The sequence below is a fragment of the Acinetobacter sp. SK-43 genome, from assembly GCF_015351505.1.
Lineage (GTDB): Bacteria > Pseudomonadota > Gammaproteobacteria > Pseudomonadales > Moraxellaceae > Acinetobacter > Acinetobacter junii.
Genome location: NZ_JADKPY010000016.1, coordinates 45,218 through 64,854, shown reverse-complemented (window position 1 = coordinate 64,854; position 19,637 = coordinate 45,218). Strand labels below are relative to the sequence as shown.

General features: G+C 41.3%; 15 protein-coding genes and 4 tRNA genes. 8 read left to right on the top strand and 11 right to left on the bottom strand.

Annotated features, from left to right (window positions below):
• Nucleotides 1–59 precede the first annotated feature (59 nt).
• From gltX to IRT38_RS04395, 6 genes are all read left to right on the top strand, one after another.
• Complete coding sequence (gene gltX / locus IRT38_RS04420) at nt 60–1,568, top strand: glutamate--tRNA ligase (protein ID WP_004909661.1); 1,509 nt, start codon at nt 60–62, stop codon at nt 1,566–1,568.
• A gap of 58 nt (nt 1,569–1,626) precedes the next feature.
• Nucleotides 1,627–1,702, top strand: a tRNA-Ala gene (locus IRT38_RS04415).
• Between the two features lie 22 nt (nt 1,703–1,724).
• Nucleotides 1,725–1,800: transfer RNA gene (locus IRT38_RS04410), tRNA-Glu, on the top strand.
• 112 nt (nt 1,801–1,912) lie between these two features.
• Nucleotides 1,913–3,319 (top strand): amino acid permease, encoded by a 1,407-nt coding sequence (locus tag IRT38_RS04405; RefSeq protein WP_004909664.1) that lies wholly within the window; start codon nt 1,913–1,915, stop codon nt 3,317–3,319.
• A gap of 217 nt (nt 3,320–3,536) precedes the next feature.
• Nucleotides 3,537–3,612, top strand: a tRNA-Glu gene (locus tag IRT38_RS04400).
• A 37-nt stretch (nt 3,613–3,649) separates the two neighbouring features.
• Nucleotides 3,650–3,725, top strand: a tRNA-Glu gene (locus tag IRT38_RS04395).
• Nucleotides 3,726–3,763: 38 nt separating this feature from the next.
• On the opposite strand, the gene IRT38_RS04390 is transcribed toward IRT38_RS04395, so the two are convergent.
• Both IRT38_RS04390 and IRT38_RS04385 read right to left on the bottom strand, forming a co-directional pair.
• Complete coding sequence (locus IRT38_RS04390; protein WP_194597031.1) at nt 3,764–4,696, bottom strand: hypothetical protein; 933 nt, start codon at nt 4,694–4,696, stop codon at nt 3,764–3,766.
• A gap of 175 nt (nt 4,697–4,871) precedes the next feature.
• Nucleotides 4,872–6,494, bottom strand: a complete 1,623-nt coding sequence (locus tag IRT38_RS04385; RefSeq protein WP_194597030.1) for a hypothetical protein — start codon at nt 6,492–6,494, stop codon at nt 4,872–4,874.
• 232 nt (nt 6,495–6,726) lie between these two features.
• Between IRT38_RS04385 and IRT38_RS04380 the strand changes: the two genes are divergently transcribed.
• On the top strand, nt 6,727–7,065 hold the full coding sequence (locus IRT38_RS04380) for a hypothetical protein (RefSeq protein ID WP_004909706.1): 339 nt from the start codon (nt 6,727–6,729) through the stop codon (nt 7,063–7,065).
• A gap of 28 nt (nt 7,066–7,093) precedes the next feature.
• On the opposite strand, the gene IRT38_RS04375 is transcribed toward IRT38_RS04380, so the two are convergent.
• The 9 genes from IRT38_RS04375 to ettA all read right to left on the bottom strand — a co-directional run bounded on the left by IRT38_RS04375 (nt 7,094) and on the right by ettA (nt 18,043).
• Nucleotides 7,094–8,029 carry a cation diffusion facilitator family transporter gene (locus tag IRT38_RS04375; protein ID WP_004909708.1) on the bottom strand — a complete coding sequence of 312 codons (936 nt, stop codon included), beginning with the start codon at nt 8,027–8,029 and terminating at the stop codon, nt 7,094–7,096.
• 127 nt (nt 8,030–8,156) lie between these two features.
• Complete coding sequence (locus IRT38_RS04370; RefSeq protein WP_112987250.1) at nt 8,157–11,324, bottom strand: efflux RND transporter permease subunit; 3,168 nt, start codon at nt 11,322–11,324, stop codon at nt 8,157–8,159.
• Nucleotides 11,314–12,540, bottom strand: a complete 1,227-nt coding sequence (locus IRT38_RS04365) for an efflux RND transporter periplasmic adaptor subunit (protein WP_004803870.1) — start codon at nt 12,538–12,540, stop codon at nt 11,314–11,316. The genes IRT38_RS04370 and IRT38_RS04365 overlap by 11 nt, the downstream gene beginning before the upstream one ends.
• A complete protein-coding gene (locus IRT38_RS04360; protein WP_004909713.1) occupies nt 12,540–13,961 on the bottom strand; it encodes a TolC family protein in 1,422 nt (473 codons plus the stop codon). Before IRT38_RS04360 ends, IRT38_RS04365 begins: the two co-directional genes overlap by 1 nt.
• 54 nt (nt 13,962–14,015) lie before the next feature.
• Nucleotides 14,016–14,420, bottom strand: a complete 405-nt coding sequence (locus IRT38_RS04355) for a cation efflux protein, CzcI-like (RefSeq protein WP_004683448.1) — start codon at nt 14,418–14,420, stop codon at nt 14,016–14,018.
• A 142-nt stretch (nt 14,421–14,562) separates the two neighbouring features.
• Nucleotides 14,563–14,733, bottom strand: a complete 171-nt coding sequence (locus IRT38_RS04350) for a hypothetical protein (RefSeq protein WP_004909716.1) — start codon at nt 14,731–14,733, stop codon at nt 14,563–14,565.
• 139 nt (nt 14,734–14,872) lie between these two features.
• Nucleotides 14,873–15,484 carry a methyltransferase family protein gene (locus IRT38_RS04345; protein ID WP_039047987.1) on the bottom strand — a complete coding sequence of 204 codons (612 nt, stop codon included), beginning with the start codon at nt 15,482–15,484 and terminating at the stop codon, nt 14,873–14,875.
• 303 nt (nt 15,485–15,787) lie between these two features.
• Entirely contained in the window at nt 15,788–16,195 is a 408-nt protein-coding gene (locus tag IRT38_RS04340) for a cation efflux protein, CzcI-like (RefSeq protein WP_017397365.1), read from the bottom strand.
• Between the two features lie 186 nt (nt 16,196–16,381).
• On the bottom strand, nt 16,382–18,043 hold the full coding sequence (gene ettA, locus IRT38_RS04335; protein ID WP_004964655.1) for an energy-dependent translational throttle protein EttA: 1,662 nt from the start codon (nt 18,041–18,043) through the stop codon (nt 16,382–16,384).
• A 296-nt stretch (nt 18,044–18,339) separates the two neighbouring features.
• Here ettA and IRT38_RS04330 point away from each other — a divergent pair, with 296 nt between their 5' ends.
• Nucleotides 18,340–19,617, top strand: coding sequence for an O-acetylhomoserine aminocarboxypropyltransferase/cysteine synthase family protein (locus tag IRT38_RS04330; protein WP_194597029.1), 1,278 nt, complete (start codon nt 18,340–18,342; stop codon nt 19,615–19,617).
• Nucleotides 19,618–19,637 lie beyond the last annotated feature (20 nt).

The window sequence follows — 19,637 nt, the reverse complement described above, 5'->3', positions numbered from 1 at the left end:
TCCGTGACTAGGCTTTTTCGTTATAATAGTTTCAATTCTAATTTTAAATTCGATCACTTATGAAAGTCCGTACTCGTATTGCTCCCTCTCCTACTGGTTTCCCTCATGTAGGAACTGCATATATCGCTCTCTTTAACCTATGCTTTGCGAAACAGCATGGCGGTGAGTTTATTTTACGCATCGAAGATACGGATCAACTTCGTTCAACTCCAGAATCTGAAAAAATGATTTTAGATTCTTTACGTTGGCTTGGACTTAACTGGTCAGAAGGTCCTGATGTTGGTGGACCACATGCACCGTATCGCCAATCAGAACGTATGGGTATCTACAAACAATACGCACTTGAATTAGTGGAAAAAGGTCATGCTTTTTACTGTTTTGCGACAGCAGAAGAACTCGACCAAATGCGTGCTGAACAACAAGCACGTGGTGAAACACCTAAATATGATGGACGTGGCTTAAAATTAACTCAAGAAGAAGTACAACGTCGTCTTTCAGCTGGTGAACCTCATGTCATTCGCATGAAAGTTCCAGAAGAGGGTGTCTGTAAAATCAATGACCTATTACGTGGTGAAGTTGAAATTCCTTGGGCACAAGTAGACATGCAAGTGCTATTGAAAACTGATGGCTTACCAACCTACCACCTTGCAAATGTTGTTGATGACCATTTAATGGAAATCACTCACGTTTTACGTGGTGAAGAATGGCTACCATCTGCACCTAAGCACCAATTACTTTACCAATACTTTGGTTGGGACATGCCAACGCTTTGTCACATGCCTTTACTTCGCAATCCAGATAAGTCAAAGCTCTCTAAACGTAAAAATCCAACATCTATCAACTACTATCGTGACATTGGTGTATTGCCAGAGGCGTTGCTCAACTATTTAGGGCGCATGGGTTGGTCTATGCCTGACGAACGTGAAGTCTTTACTCTACAAGATATGATTGAAAACTTTGATGTGCAGCGTGTTTCACTTGGTGGACCAATTTTTGATGTAGAAAAACTCAATTGGCTTAATGGTCAATGGATCAAATCATTAACACCAGGACAACTCCTTGATCGTTTGTTGACGTGGAAGTCTGATCGCCAAACACTTGAAGATATTGCAGCGGCGATTCAGCCACGTATTAATCTTTTGTCTGAAGCTGTTAATTGGGCAGGTTTCTATTTCAACCATATGCCTCAAATCAACAAAGAGCAGTTTGAAAGCAAGAAATTGACAGAAGAACAAGTTCGTCAAAGCCTGCAATTTGCGATTTGGCGCTTAGAAAGCCAGTTCACATGGAACAATGAAACTGTCAGTCAAATTTTGATGGATTTGGCAAATCAAATGGAAATCAAACTACGTGATTTCATGCCTGCTTTCTTTATCGCAATAGCAGGTTCAACAAGTTCTACGCCTGTAATGCAAGCAATGGTGACTTTGGGTCCAGATTTAACTTTTGCTCGACTACGCCATGCTCTAGAGATCGTAGGTGCGCCTAGCAAGAAAGAACTGAAAGTGTGGGAAAAGTTAAATGAATCACTAAAATTGCCGAAAAATGATGCAAATAGTGAGACTTAAGTCCGTTTAATCATTGACGTGTGAGCGTAATCCACCTAATATTGCGCTCACACAAACTGGGGTCATAGCTCAGTTGGTAGAGCGCTACAATGGCATTGTAGAGGTCAGCAGTTCGATCCTGCTTGGCTCCACCAAACATTTTGTGTTGCCTCATCTGTCCCTATCGTCTAGAGGCCTAGGACATCGCCCTTTCACGGCGGTAACCGGGGTTCGAATCCCCGTAGGGACGCCAAATTCTTTTATCTAATAATTATATTTTTCTCTCAATCTTTCTCTTAATCAGATTGCACATTTCATAATTTTCCATAAAATAGCCGCTTCTCTATGCGTGGACAAATTGTCGTATGCAATCTTCCAACTCAAATTCGAATTCAGAATCAAAAACATTAAAACGTTCGATGAGCACGCGCCATTTAGTCATGCTATCTCTTGGCGGTGCAATTGGTACGGGCTTGTTTTTGGGTTCTGGTGAAGTAATCGCCCAAACTGGACCAATAGGTGCAATTATCGCCTACGTTTTGGGTGGATTGATCGCCTATATGGTGATGTTGTGCTTAGGTGAACTTGCAGTACACATGCCTGTCGCAGGATCATTTGGCGCATACGCTCAAAAATATATTGGTCCAGGCACAGGCTATATGATCTCATGGGTCTACTGGCTGACATGGACAGCAACATTAGGCACAGAATTTACTGCCGCAGCACTACTCATGCAAGAATGGTTTCCTCATATTTCTATGTGGATATGGACGATTATCTTTGCAGTAACTATTTTTGGACTCAACATGAGTTCAACACGCATTTTTGCTGAATCAGAATTTTGGCTGGCTTTAGTAAAAGTTGTTACAGTAATTGCCTTTATTCTTCTTGGTCTGCTGGCAATCTTTGGTTTAATCCCATTTAAAGGTTCTGAATCAGCACCTTTATTTCACAACTTAACTGCTCATGGTTGGTTCCCAGAAGGTCTTTTACCAATTTTCACCACGATGTTAATTGTGAATTTTGCCTTTTCAGGTACAGAACTGATCGGTGTCGCTGCTGGTGAAACAAAAGATCCTGCGGTGAATGTACCTAAAGCTATTAATGCGGCAATTTGGCGTCTGCTAATTTTCTTTGTTGGTACAATTATTGTGATCAGCGCATTATTACCATTCCAAATTGCAGGATTGGGTGGTGAAGGCGTCAGTAGCAGTCCTTTTGTTACCGTATTCAACTATATTGGCATTCCTTACGCAGACGACATTATTCGATTTGTCATTATCACTGCCCTTCTTTCTGCAGCAAACTCAGGTTTGTATGCAGCCTCTCGTATGATGTGGTCTTTGTCTGATCAACGTCAATTACCGAGAGTTTTTTCTAAACTGTCTAAAAGTGGCACGCCAATTATTGCACTTATCGTGACGATGTTTGGTGCTCTACCAGGATTATTATCTGAACATTTTGCACCTGAAACGATCTTTAAAAATCTACTTGGAATCGCTGCATTTACGATGGTGATCGTGTGGATGAGTATCTGCTGGAGTCAATTTAATTTTAGACGCCAATGGTATAAAGCTGGATACACAGCAAAAGATTTAAAATTTGCTGCCCCTCTTTATCCTATCGTTCCTATTTTAGGTTTTGTGTTCTGTTTCATTACTGGTTTAAGTATGGCAGCAGATCCTGAAATGCAGGCGGGCTTTATTGGTTGTTTATTATTCATTGCGGCATGTTATTTAAGTCACTATGTCTTTTATCGTGATCAAAAATAAGCCGACAAACAAAAATGCAGCTTAAACAAGCTGCATTTTTTATTTAGGTATAAAAATCATCATCTAAATAGTATTTTATCTCTTAAATCCTTATTTTTGATTATTTATTCCCCAATGCGCTTTATTTTTAAACATTCATTTATTTTTTTTAATTTTTCTTTAGAAAAGTGTTTGACACCCCACCCAATTCACCCTAATATACGCCCACCTCTGAAACGTCCCTATCGTCTAGAGGCCTAGGACATCGCCCTTTCACGGCGGTAACCGGGGTTCGAATCCCCGTAGGGACGCCAATATTTATTATTGTTTTCAGATGTATGCCTCATATAAGTCCCTATCGTCTAGAGGCCTAGGACATCGCCCTTTCACGGCGGTAACCGGGGTTCGAATCCCCGTAGGGACGCCAAATTCTAAAAAGCCACTCCATTGACAGTGGCTTTTTTCTTATTCGCTTCCAATCCCAACTTGTACTTCTAAACGACCTGATTGTACGCGCAAGCCTCGAATCTCGAATTGATCTACTAATTGCTGAACTAACTCTCGACTTTCTTGCAAAATGTTTAATCCCGGCAAAATACTAAAGTCAGTCAAACTCAATAATTTATCGACCATCCATGAACGGTTATTAATGAAATCAATAAATCCAGCTTCTTCAAGGTCGATATACCATAAGCGATGCCCCTCTTTCTGAATACCAGGTATATCGCGAATCAAGTGATTAATCAGAAATGGAATCGGTAGGGAGTTAATAAGCTCAAAACTCACGTTACCGACACGACGTGTTGCCCAATTCGTTAAAGTTCCACCATGACGAACTTGCAAATCAAGATGCTCATCGACCTGACGCAAGCGTAAATATTTTTCTTGTCCTATCCGACACTCTAAAACATTGAATTCAAGCGACAGACGATACAAAAAACGACGATAGTGCCCATCCAATTCGATATGAAAACGATCATTACCGCATTCGATTTTGATATCGTCGATTTCGGTACGGTCAATGCGTTTACGAATTTGATTATTGAGCAACATTTCAGGTAAATAAAGCGTTAAGCTACTTTTGCCTAAAGATGCTCTAGCCATAGCCAATGCAACCTGACGAGCAGCTTCACTGGTTTCCGAAACCATGTCTCGCACAGTATTGCGTACACCTTCCACACCACGTTTCGTATGATGTGTAACATGATCCAACGCATCTAATGCCGCATCCGCCACACCTGCGATATTTCGCGAGGTATCACTAGCAAATTCAACTGCATCTTGTGCATGTTGTAATGTCTTATTGATTAGCCGACGTGATAAAGATGGTTTCGCAGTCACTTCATTGTCTGCAGGCATAATATCAAACATCGCCTTTTTATCATCTTGTCGATTCAAGATGCTCTCCCTCTTCCCTTTTTACTGGCTCAATACGAATGAGCTGCGATCTGCTTTCTGAACTTATTAGACGTTTTTAAGTAGATTAGCATGCTATCTAGAGCAATTTGCGTATTTTTGTTGCACAGAAATAAATAATCCTGATCAACATTTAGCCCTAGATGGCGTCTAGATTCTACTCCTCATCTTTATGAACGATATTCAATTCATCCTGATCGATCTGCTGTTTCTGCTGCTCCAATAAAGCCTTATATTGTGCAAGCTCCTGTTGTATCGTGGCTATTTTGCTTGGAATGTCGTTATCGCTAAATGATCGACTTTCTCTTAAAGCAACCCATGCCGCTTGTATGTTTTCAAAATCATTTGTTTTCTCAAGCTTTGCTTGCATCCATTCCATCAACCTTTGTGCTCGACTCTGTCGCTCAAATTGGTAAGCAAACAGCGCACTCCACAAAGCTTGCTCAGTCGGTTGTTTCAACAATGTTTGTTGTATTTGCTCAAAGAACTTCAATTGCTGATCGTAATATACTGTGAGGATATGCTCATAAAACCAATGTGCAAATTGAGCCATCTCATCTACAATTTTCTCACGTTGCACAAACAGCTGCTCTCGATCAGGATGTTGCTTATTCAAACGGAACTCACCGAAATATGCATTGGTCCCTTGATCTAAAATAAGTTGAATATCTGCTAAATCAAGCAACTCTCCTAGACGACGTGTTGAAGAAGCCAATTGTTCGAGCAGCTGTAGTCGAGAAAAAGGATCAGATAATGTCCCGATTGATGCAGGATGAGCTTCCATCTCTAACCAAAATTTAGTCAATAATCCTGCATCATGATTTAAATAGTGCTGAAACTGCTCTTCTCCAATCCATCGTCTAAAGGATTGTTGCAGCGTAGCAGTCCGCTCTAAACTCATTATCATTTGATCCGTACTGAGCAGTTGGGGTGCACTGGCTATCACATCTTTACTCAAAGGAATATTTAAGTCTTTTGCTCCAAAAATTCCTCCTAAAGTTTTACCCAGTGAGTTTAAACCACGCCCAACATCTGCAAATACATTGGTTTCAGTACTTCGTGATTCCAAGATCTCAGATGGTAGTAACCTCGAAATTGATTGGTCTAATATTTTGTTGTAACTCTTTTGATCTATTGGTTTTTCAAACCGACACAACAAATCAATCGCATGCTCAACATCGCTAATACCTTTTTTGTACTCAGACTGGTTTCGATGAATGAGACACTCGATGTAACTATAAAAACCAACTTCATTACGTTGTGTTGATTGTTGTGCTGCCCATTCATACAATTCGATCGCCTTTGAATATTCGGCGGCTCCAGCATATGATTTAGCTAATTCTGTAGCGTGCTGAACTGTAGGATATTGCTGGTAAAAATATCTCAATAAATCCAATTTTGGCTGTTGATCCAAACATTGATCCAATTGCCTTAAATAATGATTAATTTGTTGCTGATTAGGTTCGGTCACTAAAAAATTAAGCTGATACTCTAGACATTGTTCATACCAAGCATGTTTTCGGGCATGAAACTCATAGGCAGGGATAAATTCGTTCTCGATCAACTGAATGAGTTGACGTGTATACAGGACATCTTCCTCAGTCTCTGAATGAAACTTCCATTGCTTGGGCAAAGACATCTTAAATAAGCGCAGCAAAAAGTTAGCACTCAGATCTGGACTCTCCATACTCACCAACATCAATTTATCTTGAGTGGAAAGATGCTCTTTACCTTTTTGAATGCGTGATAAACGTAATTTTAGAATTTTAGTTGGTAACATACGTATTCTTCGAATAACTATTCAGTAACTCTTCAACTCAAATTAGCATGGCTGAATACTGCTTAGCGAATAGCTTTAGACGAAGTGCAAAATATATCAATCTAATTACCTAAACTGTTCTAGAATTGGCATACCTACAACTGAATCAGTAAATAAAACAATTTCATAGCCACAACATTTTAGCTTTTTCACAATTTTCGCTAAAATAAGCAAAACCCTATAGGATAAATCTATGCAATACCGTTGCCCTAAATGTCAAAGCGTGAAAATTATGCCTGTCAGTCAGGGTGCAAATAGCCCTCGTCCCAATGTACCTAAAAGCTTAGTATTATTAGTTCCAGCGATCTTTATTTTACTGATCCTTGTCTTAATTAGTATTGGGATGTGGATTTTTGGAAACGGTGCAGGACAAGGCTTACAAATTGCGACAGTTGCTGTATTTGCTGTGTGTGTAATTGCAGGTGTTCTATTTTGGCGTGATCTTCCAGATTTTAAAATTTCAATGCAAGCCTTTATGCAAGCGCAAAAGCATTGGAAATGTCGTGATTGTAACCACGAATGGCAGAATTAATTTAAAAAATAGAAAAGTTCACATCAGCTCAATGTTGATGTGAATGTTCTTGTTCGGCATGTTGATGGGTATGCTGGCAGTTCATTTCAGCATCATCTTCAATTTGTAATGTCACCTCAGCTATACCATGTTCATGTGCCAACATTTCAGTTGCAGCTTGATGTAATTGCTTACGATCAGCATTTGGTGCAAATAAATGTACGGTCAGATGAATATTCTTTGAGGTAATCGCCCAAACCTTAAGTTGATGAATACTCTCAACACCCTGTAACGCCAATAAGTCATTACGCAGTTTTTCAATATCCACTTCTTCAGGTACACCTTCAAGGAGAATATTGATACTTTGACGAAGCAAAATCCAAGTTCTTGGTAACACCCAAAACCCAATTGCAACGGCAATAATCGTATCAACCCAATACCAATTGGTGTAGTAAATAATGACCGCACCAATGATCACACCAACTGAGCCAAGCGCATCACTTAACACTTCCAAATAAGCGCCTTTCATATTCAAACTTTCGGCTGCACTCGACATCAAAATCTTCATAGAAATAAGATTAATGACAAGACCCAAAGATGCAACGATAAGCATACCTACACTCTGAATCTCAGGAGGTTGTGTAAATCGTTGATAAGCTTCGTAAAGGATATAGATTGCAACAAAAAATAGCATGGAAGCATTAAATAACGCCGCCAAGATTTCAAAACGCTGATAACCAAATGTGCGTTTATTATCTGCTGGACGTTTAGCGATTTTAATCGCAGCCAAAGCAATCGCGAGTGCTGCCGCATCAGTAAACATATGCGCTGCATCGGACAGCAATGCCAAACTTTGTGTAATTAAACCCGCAATAACTTCGACGATTAAAAATGTTGTTGTCAGCACCAACGCAATCGTCAATTTTTTTGCGTTGCCTTCAGTAACTACAGCATGACTATGATCATGCCCTTGATGTCCACTCATGTTGGACTCCTTATCATTATCGGCGTAAAACCCATAGGGGTTTTACAAGTCAGCCAAAGTTGAAATGCTTTGGCTGGTTTAGTTTCTTCTTAATAAAATGCTTTACTAAGAAGATAACATAAATAGATTAAATGGTGCTTTCCTGACTTTTGCTGGATTTCATCTCATTCATCCAACGATAAACGATTGGTAAAATGAGCAAGGTCAGTAAAGTTGATGAAATAATCCCACCAATCACCACAGTTGCTAAAGGACGTTGCACCTCTGCACCAGTACCAGTCGCAATTGCCATTGGAATAAAGCCAAGCGAAGCAACAAAAGCCGTCATTAATACAGGACGTAATCTTAAGATTGCTCCCTGCCATGTGGCTTTATGCACATCAAACTGCTCACGAAGTTCTTTAATAAAACTCAGCATCACAAGACCATTCAATACAGCGACACCTGACAGTGCGATGAATCCCACACCTGCTGACATCGACAAGGGAATATCGCGTAACCACAGCGCCACCAAACCGCCAGATAGGGCAAATGGCACGCCACTAAACACCAGCAAGCTTTCTTTAAAGTTATTAAACACCGCCATCAACAAAACGAAGATCATCAGCAATGCCAATGGCACCACAATCTGCATTCTGGCTTTTGCCGAGGCTAGATTTTCAAACTGACCGCCATAACCAAGCCAATAACCGCTTGGTAATTTTTGCTGAGATAATTTCTGCTGCATTTCACCCACAAATGAGCCCAAATCACGGTCGCGTACGTTGGTGGTGACCACAACACGGCGTTTGCCATTTTCACGGCTGACTTGCGCCAAGCCTAAAATATTCTCAACTTTTGCCACGTCTTGTAGTTTGATCAAACCACCATTCGGCAGCTGAATCGGCAGCATGGCCAATTGCTGCGGCGTACGCATCCCATCATCCAAACGCACCACAAAATCAAAACGACGGTCACCCTGTAAAATCTGCCCAACACTTTGTCCACCAATACTGGCAGCAACCAAATCCTGAATGGATTTCACCGATAAACCATATTGTGCAGCCAGTGCGTGATCGATATCGACATTGAGCAAAGGTAAGCCATCAGTCTGCTCGACTTTGACTTCACTTGCACCAGTAATCGTTCTCAAGGTTTGCGCGACTTTTTCTGCTTCTTGGTTCAGAACCTGCATATCATCACCAAAAATTTTCACCCCAATATCACTACGTACGCCTGAAATCAGTTCGTTGAAACGTAATTCAATCGGCTGAGAAAACTCACTGTTGTTGCCTGGAATTTTCTCAACATAGGCCAACATTTTGGTTCGAAGCTCGTCAATGGTTTCCGATTTATCTGGCCATTGATCACGCGGCTTTAACAAAACGATTGCATCAGAAATATTAGGGGGCATCACATCCGTTGCCACTTCGGCCGTACCTGTACGGGCAAAGATCGCCTTGATTTCTGGAAACTCTGCGAGTAATTGCTTCTCAACACTTTCCTGAATCTTCAGTGATTCTTCAATTCCTGTACTTGGTGCACGCATCAACTGTAAAGCAAAGTCACCTTCACTCAGTTGTGGCGCAAACTCACTACCGACACGCGAACCAATCGCAGCGGTGAGTATCAAAATAGTCACTGCACCGGCCACCACCACATAGCGGAAAGCATAGGCTTTATCCAGCAAGGATTTATAACCGCTTTTTAATGCCGCCATCCAACGGCTTTCTTTCTCTTTGACCTCACCGGTAACAAATAATGCCACCGCAGCAGGGACGAAAGTCACCGATAAAATAATGGCACCGATCAAGGCCAAGACCACGGTCATTGCCATTGGATGGAACATTTTCGCTTCTACACCTGCCAGTGCAAAGATTGGCAAATACACCACCATAATGATGATTTGTCCAAAAATCAGCGGACGTCTTGCCTGTTTTGCCGCCAAGAAGACTTCGGTAAAGCGTTCAGAACGGGTCAGGAGTCGACCTTTATGGTGTTGAGCCTCTGCCAGCCGTCGGATACAGTTTTCGACAATCACCACCGCACCATCGACGATAATACCGAAGTCCAATGCGCCTAAACTCATCAGGTTGGCACTGATTTTCTGCTCCGCCATCCCTGTCAGGGTAAACAGCATGGATAAGGGAATAATACAGGCGGTAATCAATGCCGCACGGAAGTTACCTAAGAACACAAACAGGATCACAATCACCAAGATTGCGCCTTCAATCAGGTTCTTCGCCACCGTCTTAATGGCTTTATCAACCAAGTTACTGCGGTTATATACTGTTTCGACCACCACCCCTTCAGGTAATGAACGTTTGATTTCCTGCATTTTGCTGTCGAGTGCTTGAGCGATGGATTTACTGTTCTCACCCATCATCATCATCGCGATACCCAGTACGGTTTCTTCACCGTTATAGGTGGCACCACCTGTTCTCAGATCATGTCCAATCGAAACTGTTGCAACATCGGCAACACGAATCGGCAAGCCATTCTTGGTACTGACCGTGACATTCTCAATGTCTTGTACGGTTTTCAACATCCCCGGAATACGTACGGTAAGCTGCTGACCATTTTCTTCAATAAAACCCGCACCGCGGTTTTCATTATTTTCAGTGAGTACAGTTTGCAAATCGGTTAAGGGAATTTGCAGTTGTTGCAAACGTTTCAGATCGGGGGAAACCACATAGGTCTTGTTATATCCCCCAATGGTATTGATTTCAGCAACACCTGGCACACGTTGTAATTGAGGACGAACAATCCAGTCCTGAATTTCACGCAGGTCCATAGCCTCATAAGGCGTACCATCTGCCTTTTTGGCATTCGGTTCAGCCTTGATCACCCATTGATAGATCTCGCCTAGCCCCGTTGAAATCGGTGACATTTGTGGATCAATATCATCAGGCAAAGCACTCTTGGCTTCCTGTAAGCGCTGGTTAATCAGCTGGCGTGCCCAATAGATATCGGTACCATCTTTAAAGATCACCGTGACTTGGGACAAGCCGTAACGCGAGATGGAACGGGTTTGTTCCAAGTTCGGAATACCCGACATGGCATTTTCAATCGGATAAGTAATGCGTTGTTCAACCTCAGGGGCAGTGAATCCTCCCGCCTGACTGTTAATCTGCACCTGCACGTTGGTAATGTCAGGTACGGCATCAATCGACAGTTTTTGGTAGCTATAAATACCGACCCCGATCCATGCCACCACAAACAGCATGACCCAAATCGCATTGCGGATTGAAAACTGAATAATCCGATCAAACAGGCCTTCCGCGGGAGGAAGCTGCAACTTATCTTTAGTGTCCATGCTCAGCCTCTCCCTTCTCGATCTCAGATTTCAAAAGGAAACTGCCTTGACTGACATATTGTTGCTTTTCAGTCAGACCCGATTGGATTTCCACCCACTGCCCATCACTTGAGTAATTACCCAGTTGTACAGGTGTTGGAGTGAAATGCATTTGGTCTTTCTCTTGCTTAGCGACAAAAACCGTGGCTTTACCCTCGATCTGCTGAATCGCCCCTTTGGCAACACGAAGCACAGGCTTCTTGTCCGTACCATCTAATAACACGTTTACCATCAAATTAGGTCGAAGTTCTTTGGCTGGGGTTAACACTTTGGCACGCACCTGCAAACGACCTGTCTGCGTATCTGCTGCGGTGGTCAAAGTCTGGATTTGTGCTTTAAAGCTATTATTGGTTTGCAGCGACTTAAACTCGATCTGCTGATCTGGTTGGACATTGATGTTATTGACGCTTGGTAAAATAAACTCAATCCAGAGTTGATCCAGCTGATCAATCACAAATAACTGCTTATCTGCGGTAATTTGCTCTCCCACCACAATATCTTTCAGACTCACCACACCGCTTAAAGGTGCAGTCAAGACATAGCGACCCTGACTGCCACTGGATGCGCCCAAGGCAGATAACCGGCTACGTGCAGCTTGTACCTGAATCTGTGCCTGACGATAGGCATTGTAGGCACGTTGATAATCCTGACGTGCAGAAACCCCTTGTTCCCAAAGTTGTTTTTCACGTTGATAATCTTGCTGTGCAAGCGTTAAAGCTTCTTGTGCAATACTTAAATTAGCCTGCTGATCTACCAGATCAGGGATAAATAGAGTGGCTAAAACTTGCCCTTTCTTGACTTGTTGGCCAAGTACCGCATTGACACTTTCCACACGTCCGGCAAAGGTTGCTGAAACATGCGCTTGCTGATCGGTATTGGTCACCAGTTTTGCTGGGTAAGCAAATTGCTGTCCGACTTCACCCACACCAACCTGAGCCAGCTTAACCCCATATTCAGTCATCTGTTTTGGGCTGAGATTTAAGCTACCTTCCTCACTTTCAGCCTGTCCAGCCTCACCTTCTGTATGTCCTTCCTCACCTTCGCCATGACTATCAGCTGCTGCATCACCGCTGGCTTTGTTCTTGCCAGTGAAAAATAATAACGCGCTCAGGACTAAGCCAACGGCAATAACCAGAATGACCCAGAACCACTGCTTTTTAGATTTATTTGTCGACATTATTCTGCTCCTACTACAGCGGGAAGGTTATTGGTATCTTTCCAGAGGGTTTGATTAATCTGATTTAAGGCATCACTTGAACTCACCATACTCGGCTCAATTCCTAGTGCTAAACTTTCTGCATCAATTTGCTTTTGCCATGCACTCTTGAGTAACTGCACTTTATTTAAACGTTGATCCTGCAATTGCATGGTGGCTTGCTGCACATCAGTAATGGCATATTTACCGACTTTGAAACCGAGCAACATTTTCTCTTGTACCGTTTCAGACAATGGAATTTGTCGTTGATTGACGAGATCGAACTGTTGTTTCAACCCCGCCAACTCTGCTGTTAAGGTCTGAATCGCATTCAAGTTCTGCTGCTTGTAAAACTGTTGCTGTTTGACCAGTAAATCTTGTTTGGCATTGGCAATTCGCAATGAATACTGTTGACGATTAAAAATATTCAACGGGATATCGATACCCACTCGGAACTTGTTATCGGTCGAGTTTGTTTCAGCACTTTTACTTTGCACCATGCCTAAATTGACGGTCGGATTCGGTCGATTGGATACTTTTAAATAATCGATATTGGCTTTTTGACGTACAATATCGAGTTGAATAGCACGCTCAAATAAATTGTTCTGCAAATAATCTTGCAAATCATTTTGTTGTGGCCAGACATTGCTTGCCTGAGTAGAGAAGCGGTTATCGGTACTGCCCCACAGATTTGCCAATTGACGCTTTGCAGTGGCTAAGGAGAGTTCGGTTTGTTGAAACAACCGTTGATTTTCAATATGCGCCATCAAGGTACGGTCTAAATCGACCTGCGCAATGCTGCCCGCTTTGAGTCTTAAGCGAGTTGCATCCAAAGTATCCTGACTGGTTTTTAACTGTGCCTGAAGCACATCATGTTCCAGCTCTAGCACCACGACTTGCGACCACAGATATTTAACTGCTAACTCAAGTTGCGCATTGTAGAGTTCCTGATTAAGCCCCACTTGAGATGCTTGTACATCGGCAAGCTTAACCGCAGCACGACGTTGACCAAAAATGTCTAATTTTTGTGAAACACCAAATTCCAGCTCTTTGTCTTTGCCCGACCTAAAGTCGGTTTGCTGAATAGAAATACTTGGATTCGACCATAACCCCGCTTGTTTTACATTGGCCTCAGCGATTCCTTGCTGTGTTTGCCACACCCCTGTGCCTGCCTGATATTGTTTCACATCCTGCAAGATTTGCTCAAAATTCAGATTGCGTTGTGCAGCTTTGCTTACAGGCTGCTGATTCGCATCCAGTAAAGATTCTGCGGCAATGGATGGACTCAAAATGGCCGTGCTTAAAGCAAGTGCCAACACTGACCACTTCAATGACAATTGAGTACGATTTTTTTGCGTACGCTGCTCAACTGCATGAATACGCTGATTTAAACTAGAAGACATATAAAGCCCCGCAAAGTAATAAGAATGCGGTGGGCTATTTTTCGGCTACCCCACCTATAGCGGGGTAAAAAGCGGCGGTGGGTTTAATCTAGATAAATGCGGGGATTGGTAGGAATTCGACCAAATATAATTCTGCTTAAATTCTTTGACTCTAAGCAAAGGTTCATCAAGTTGCTGCTGTGCTTCAATCATCACAACATGAAAACAGGATGGCAAATGATCATGGTGATCCTGTAAATTCAAAGACATCGGTAAATCAGAGGCTTCCTGATCGGAAACCACTGAATAATGAGTCGATGCAATAGAACTTTCTGGAACATGATGACCAAAGTGCGTAACCACGCTGCTATTTGTCGTATTGATATTTTCATGTCCACAATACGCAGCCGCCACGTTCCAAAGACTTTGAAACATGAACAAACTGAGCAAGACGGTAATAAAAATACTAGAACGCTGCAAAGGTTACTCTTTTAGATAAAAATTGCACAGATGAACTATAGCAAGTAAGGTCAATGTAATAAAATTACATTTCGGTCAGTTTAAATAAAAACCAACATTGCTGACCTTTAACTACTAAGTTCGACCGTATTCATGTTCAATCTTATTTTTGTTGAGCACTTAACTGCTCACCATGATTGACTTGCTTGGTTTTCGTTTCCTTTTGCGCTTGTAAATTCTTTTCCAAGAACATCAAGCCGCCATCAGCGTGCGCTGTGCCAGCAAAAAGACAGAAAACTACGGCACATAACTTTAGATTAACTTTAGATAACATAATTCAGACCCTATTCAAAAAATTCATCAATTATTGGAAAAACGCCAATAACCAAATCAGATAAACAGCCCTAGTTTGAGTAAGCTCTGAAGCTTAGATAACTCGTACCAAGACCAAAATAAAACTAAAAAACAGTTGCTTAAAACCACCTAAAAATAGATGGGATTACACCTAAAAGCCGAAGCTTTTCAAATAATTGAACCAGTGCTGCAATCCAAAAGAACCAGACTACCTGCACCAAGAAAATCCGAAAATGTTTAGGCGAAATCTGATAGCATTCAGGTTCTGTATACTTTTTAAAACTAGGAATAAACCGAGGAATGCGATCCATATACGCTAAATACTTCATCCCATATTTCTTGCTCAAAAATTTTTCTTCTTGACGCATAACATAATGGTAATAACCAAGAAAATAGATCGTAAATAAGATTGGGAAGACAAACGTCTCTGTCAGAAACATGATGCCAACGCCGCCTAAATAACTAAATAGATATAGTGGATTTCTACAAAGAGAATATGGACCTTCGGTCACTAATTTTGCATTCTTAAATCCTGAAATATAAAGACTGCACCATATTCTCCCCATCACACCAATGCCTACAAATAGCCATCCGAAGAACCATAAAATATGTTCTATAAATGAAGACTGGAAATGCCATTCACTAGAACTCAATGCAAGAATAATCGCCAATGTAAATCCAATAACTCTTGAACTCACAGTCCTAACACGTGGGGAAAATAAAATATTCATTTTATAAACCTCAATGACTGCAAATCATTAAAGATGAAATAGGAACTTCATTAAAATGATATTTTTGCTGATGAGGAATGGAGGATGAATACTGGAACAAATTGGATTCATGAATGAAGGAAACGTTCCGTAAAGATTTACAAAATCTTGATAAAACTGTAGATAGCATCGTCTTATCAGCATAATGATGAGCACGTTTCAGTGAGTAATCTACAGAGAAGATCGTTGTACTGTATTTACAAGTATAATTAAGCATAGAATAACCCTTTGAAATAGATATATTTCTAGTGGGTTATTTTTTGGCTACCCCACTAATAGCGGGGTTGATTCAGGTGGTGGATTAAATTCAGACAAATAAGGGGATTGGTAGAAATCTACCCAATAATATTTTTGTTTTAATTCATGTGCTCTGAAAATTGGCTCATTTAGTTGTTGTTCTGAAGCTAAAACGACTACATTCGTACAGGTTGGCAGATGATCATGATGATCTGTGACATTAATAGATTTCGATGTATCTGAAACCTTTAAATCAACCTCAGCATCACTGCTATTTTTGGTTGAGCTTTCAGAAAAATGATGACCAAAATGCGAATCTGAGATAATTTGTTCAGTTGGATTTTCGTGCGTGCAATAAGCTGCAGCCACATTCCAAATGCTTTGGAATATGAACAAACTCAATAAGACTGTCATAAATACAGCAGAACGTCGCACGTTTGATCAACTGTTCTAAATTTATTGAAGCATAGCAACGAAAGCTTATGTAATAAAATTACATTATTAAGTGAGATTGTTTTAATTACGTAACCAATCTTATAAATCCATTTTTTGTCCTTCAAATGATAATCTAAGCAATAAAAAAACCAGCCCGAAAGCTGGTTTCTTTTAGTTTACGGGCAATTAACCTGTAATCTTCTTATATTTGGTGCGTTTCTGGGCCGCATCTTCACCTAAACGTGACTGACGGTATGCTTCGTATTCTGCATAGTTACCAGTATAGAATTCTGGTTGTTCGTTTTCGAACGATAAGATATGCGTTGCAATACGGTCAAGGAACCAACGGTCATGCGATACTACCATTACCGTACCAGGGAATACCAAAATAGCATCCTCTAGTGCACGTAAAGTTTCGATATCCAAATCGTTTGATGGCTCATCCAGTAGGATTACGTTAGCGCCCATTTGAAGGATCTTGGCAAGTTGTAAACGGTTACGTTCACCACCAGACAATTCACCTACGCGTTTTTGCTGATCTTGACCTTTAAAGTTAAAGCGACCGATATATGCACGTGATGCAATTTCGTAATCACCAATTTTTAAGATATCTAAACCACCAGAAACTTCTTCCCAAACAGTTTTATTGTTGTCTAGGGTGTCACGGATCTGACCAACATAAGCCACTTTAACTGAATCACCTAATGTCACAGTACCTGTATCAGGTTGCTGCTCACCAGTCATCATACGGAATAACGTCGTCTTACCTGCACCGTTTGGACCAACGATACCGACAATCGCTGTAGGCGGTACAGTAAAGCTTAAGTTCTCGTACAATACGCGACCATCAAACGATTTACTGATGCCTTCAACTTCTACAACCTTATTACCTAGACGTGGACCAGGTGGAATGTAGATTTCAGACGTTTCATTACGCTGTTGGAATTCTTTAGAGTTAAGCTCTTCAAAACGTTCCATACGCGCTTTGTTTTTCTTTTGCTGACCTTTCGCATTTGAACGAACCCATTCAAGTTCTTTTTTCAATGCTTTAGCAAAAGATTCTTCTTGTTTCTGTTCTTGCTCTAAACGCGCATTCTTTTGCTCTAACCAAGAAGAATAGTTACCTTGATAAGGAATACCATGTCCACGGTCAAGTTCAAGAATCCACTCAGCCACGTTATCTAAGAAATAACGGTCATGCGTAATCGCAACGATAGTACCAGGGAAATCTTTTAAGAAACGCTCTAACCAAGTAACTGATTCAGCATCCAAATGGTTCGTTGGTTCGTCTAGAAGCAACATGTCTGGCTTAGAAAGCAATAAACGACACAATGCTACACGACGGCGCTCACCACCTGAGAGTTTAGTAACATCAGCATCCCAAGCAGGAAGATTTAATGCGTCAGCAGCAATCTCAAGTTGATTATTGAGATTATGGGCATCCCAAGCATGAATAATTGATTCTAACTTTTCTTGCTCTTTTGCAAGTGCATCAAAATCAGCATCAGGATCAGCGTATTCAGCAAAAACTTGATCAAGACGTTCTAGAGCATCAAGTGCCTCACGTACGCCATCTTCAACGTTTCCGCGAACATCTTTAGTAGGATCAAGTGGCGGTTCTTGTTCTAAATAACCGATTTTGATTCCAGGTTGTGCACGAGCTTCACCAGAGAAATCTTTATCTACGCCCGCCATAATACGGAGCAAGGTAGACTTACCTGCACCGTTTAAACCAAGCACACCAATTTTTGCACCTGGGAAAAATGATAAAGAGATGTCTTTTAAGATTTCGCGCTTAGGCGGAACCATCTTCGACACTCGGTTCATCGTATAAATATATTGGGCCACGCAGGACTCCTCAATTGAAAAACCAATACATCGCAAAAAGCGAAAAATAATCGCACGTATTATACGCTGAAAACCCAATCAACATGAAGTTAAGTTAGATTTTGTTTGTGCCGATTAAAAGCATTTTCTTTTTCAAGACATTACGCCATTTGATTAAAAACACACAGCAAGTCTTATGCAGCCACATCTTGCTATAGATATGAATAAAACGCTATAAATCGCATAATTTATGCACCATTTTGGATAAGTTTTAGGCTACACTCGCTGATTATTTAACTCACGAAGATGATGTAACCATGACATACAAAGATGAAACTTTAGCCATTCATGCGGGATATTCACCAGAAGCAACCACCAAAGCAGTGGCTGTTCCAATTTATCAAACAACATCTTATGCCTTTGATAACACTCAACATGGTGCCGATTTATTTGATTTAAAAGTTCAAGGCAATATTTATACTCGAATCATGAATCCCACCACAGCAGTACTTGAGCAACGTATCGCTGCACTGGAAGGCGGGATTGGCGCTTTGGCACTAGCATCAGGAATGGCAGCGATCACCTATTCGATTCAAACGATTACTGAAGCCGGTGACAATATTGCATCTGTATCCACTTTATACGGTGGTACTTATAACCTATTTGCGCATACATTGCCGAAACAAGGGATTGAAGTTCGTTTCTTTGATTATCAGAATCCCGAAGCTTTACGTTCTATTATTGATGATAAGACCAAACTGGTCTTTGTTGAGTCGATCGGAAACCCTCTTGGGAATATCATCGACCTAGAAGCAATCTCTAAAATTGCGCATGAATATGGTGTCCCTGTTATTGTAGATAATACTGTTGCAACTCCTGCTTTATTGAAACCATTTGAATTTGGTGCAGATATCGTGGTTCATTCTCTGACGAAATACATTGGCGGACATGGCAACAGTATTGGTGGTGTCATCATTGATAGTGGCAAATTCCCTTGGGGCAAATATCCTGAACGTTTTAAAGCGTTGAATACACCAGATCCAAGCTATCACGGCGTGAATTATGTTGAAGTTCTAGGTGAAGCTGCTTATATCGCACGTGCACGCGTTGTTCCGCTACGCAATACAGGGGCTGCGATTAGTCCGCTGAGTGTGTTTTTGATCTTACAAGGCTTAGAAACTTTAAGCCTTCGTATGGAGCGCCATACGGAGAATGCTCTGAAAGTTGCAAATTATTTGAAACAACATCCAAAAGTAAAATGGGTCAATTATGCAGGTTTAAGTGACCATCCACAGCATCATTTGGCACAAAAGTATGTGAAAGGTAAACCTTCTGCGATTCTTTCTTTTGGCGTACAAGATGGCTTAGAAGGCGGTACTCGTTTTATCGATGCATTACAGCTATTTACACGTCTGGTGAATATTGGGGATGCCAAAAGTCTGGCCTGCCACCCAGCAACCACCACCCACCGCCAGCTCAATGCAGAGGAACTTAAATCGGCAGGGGTCAGTGAAGACCTTGTGCGCTTGTCTATTGGTATTGAGCATATTGATGACCTGATTGCCGACCTTGAACAGGCGCTTGCTCAGGTTTAAATTCAATGAAATCAATGAGC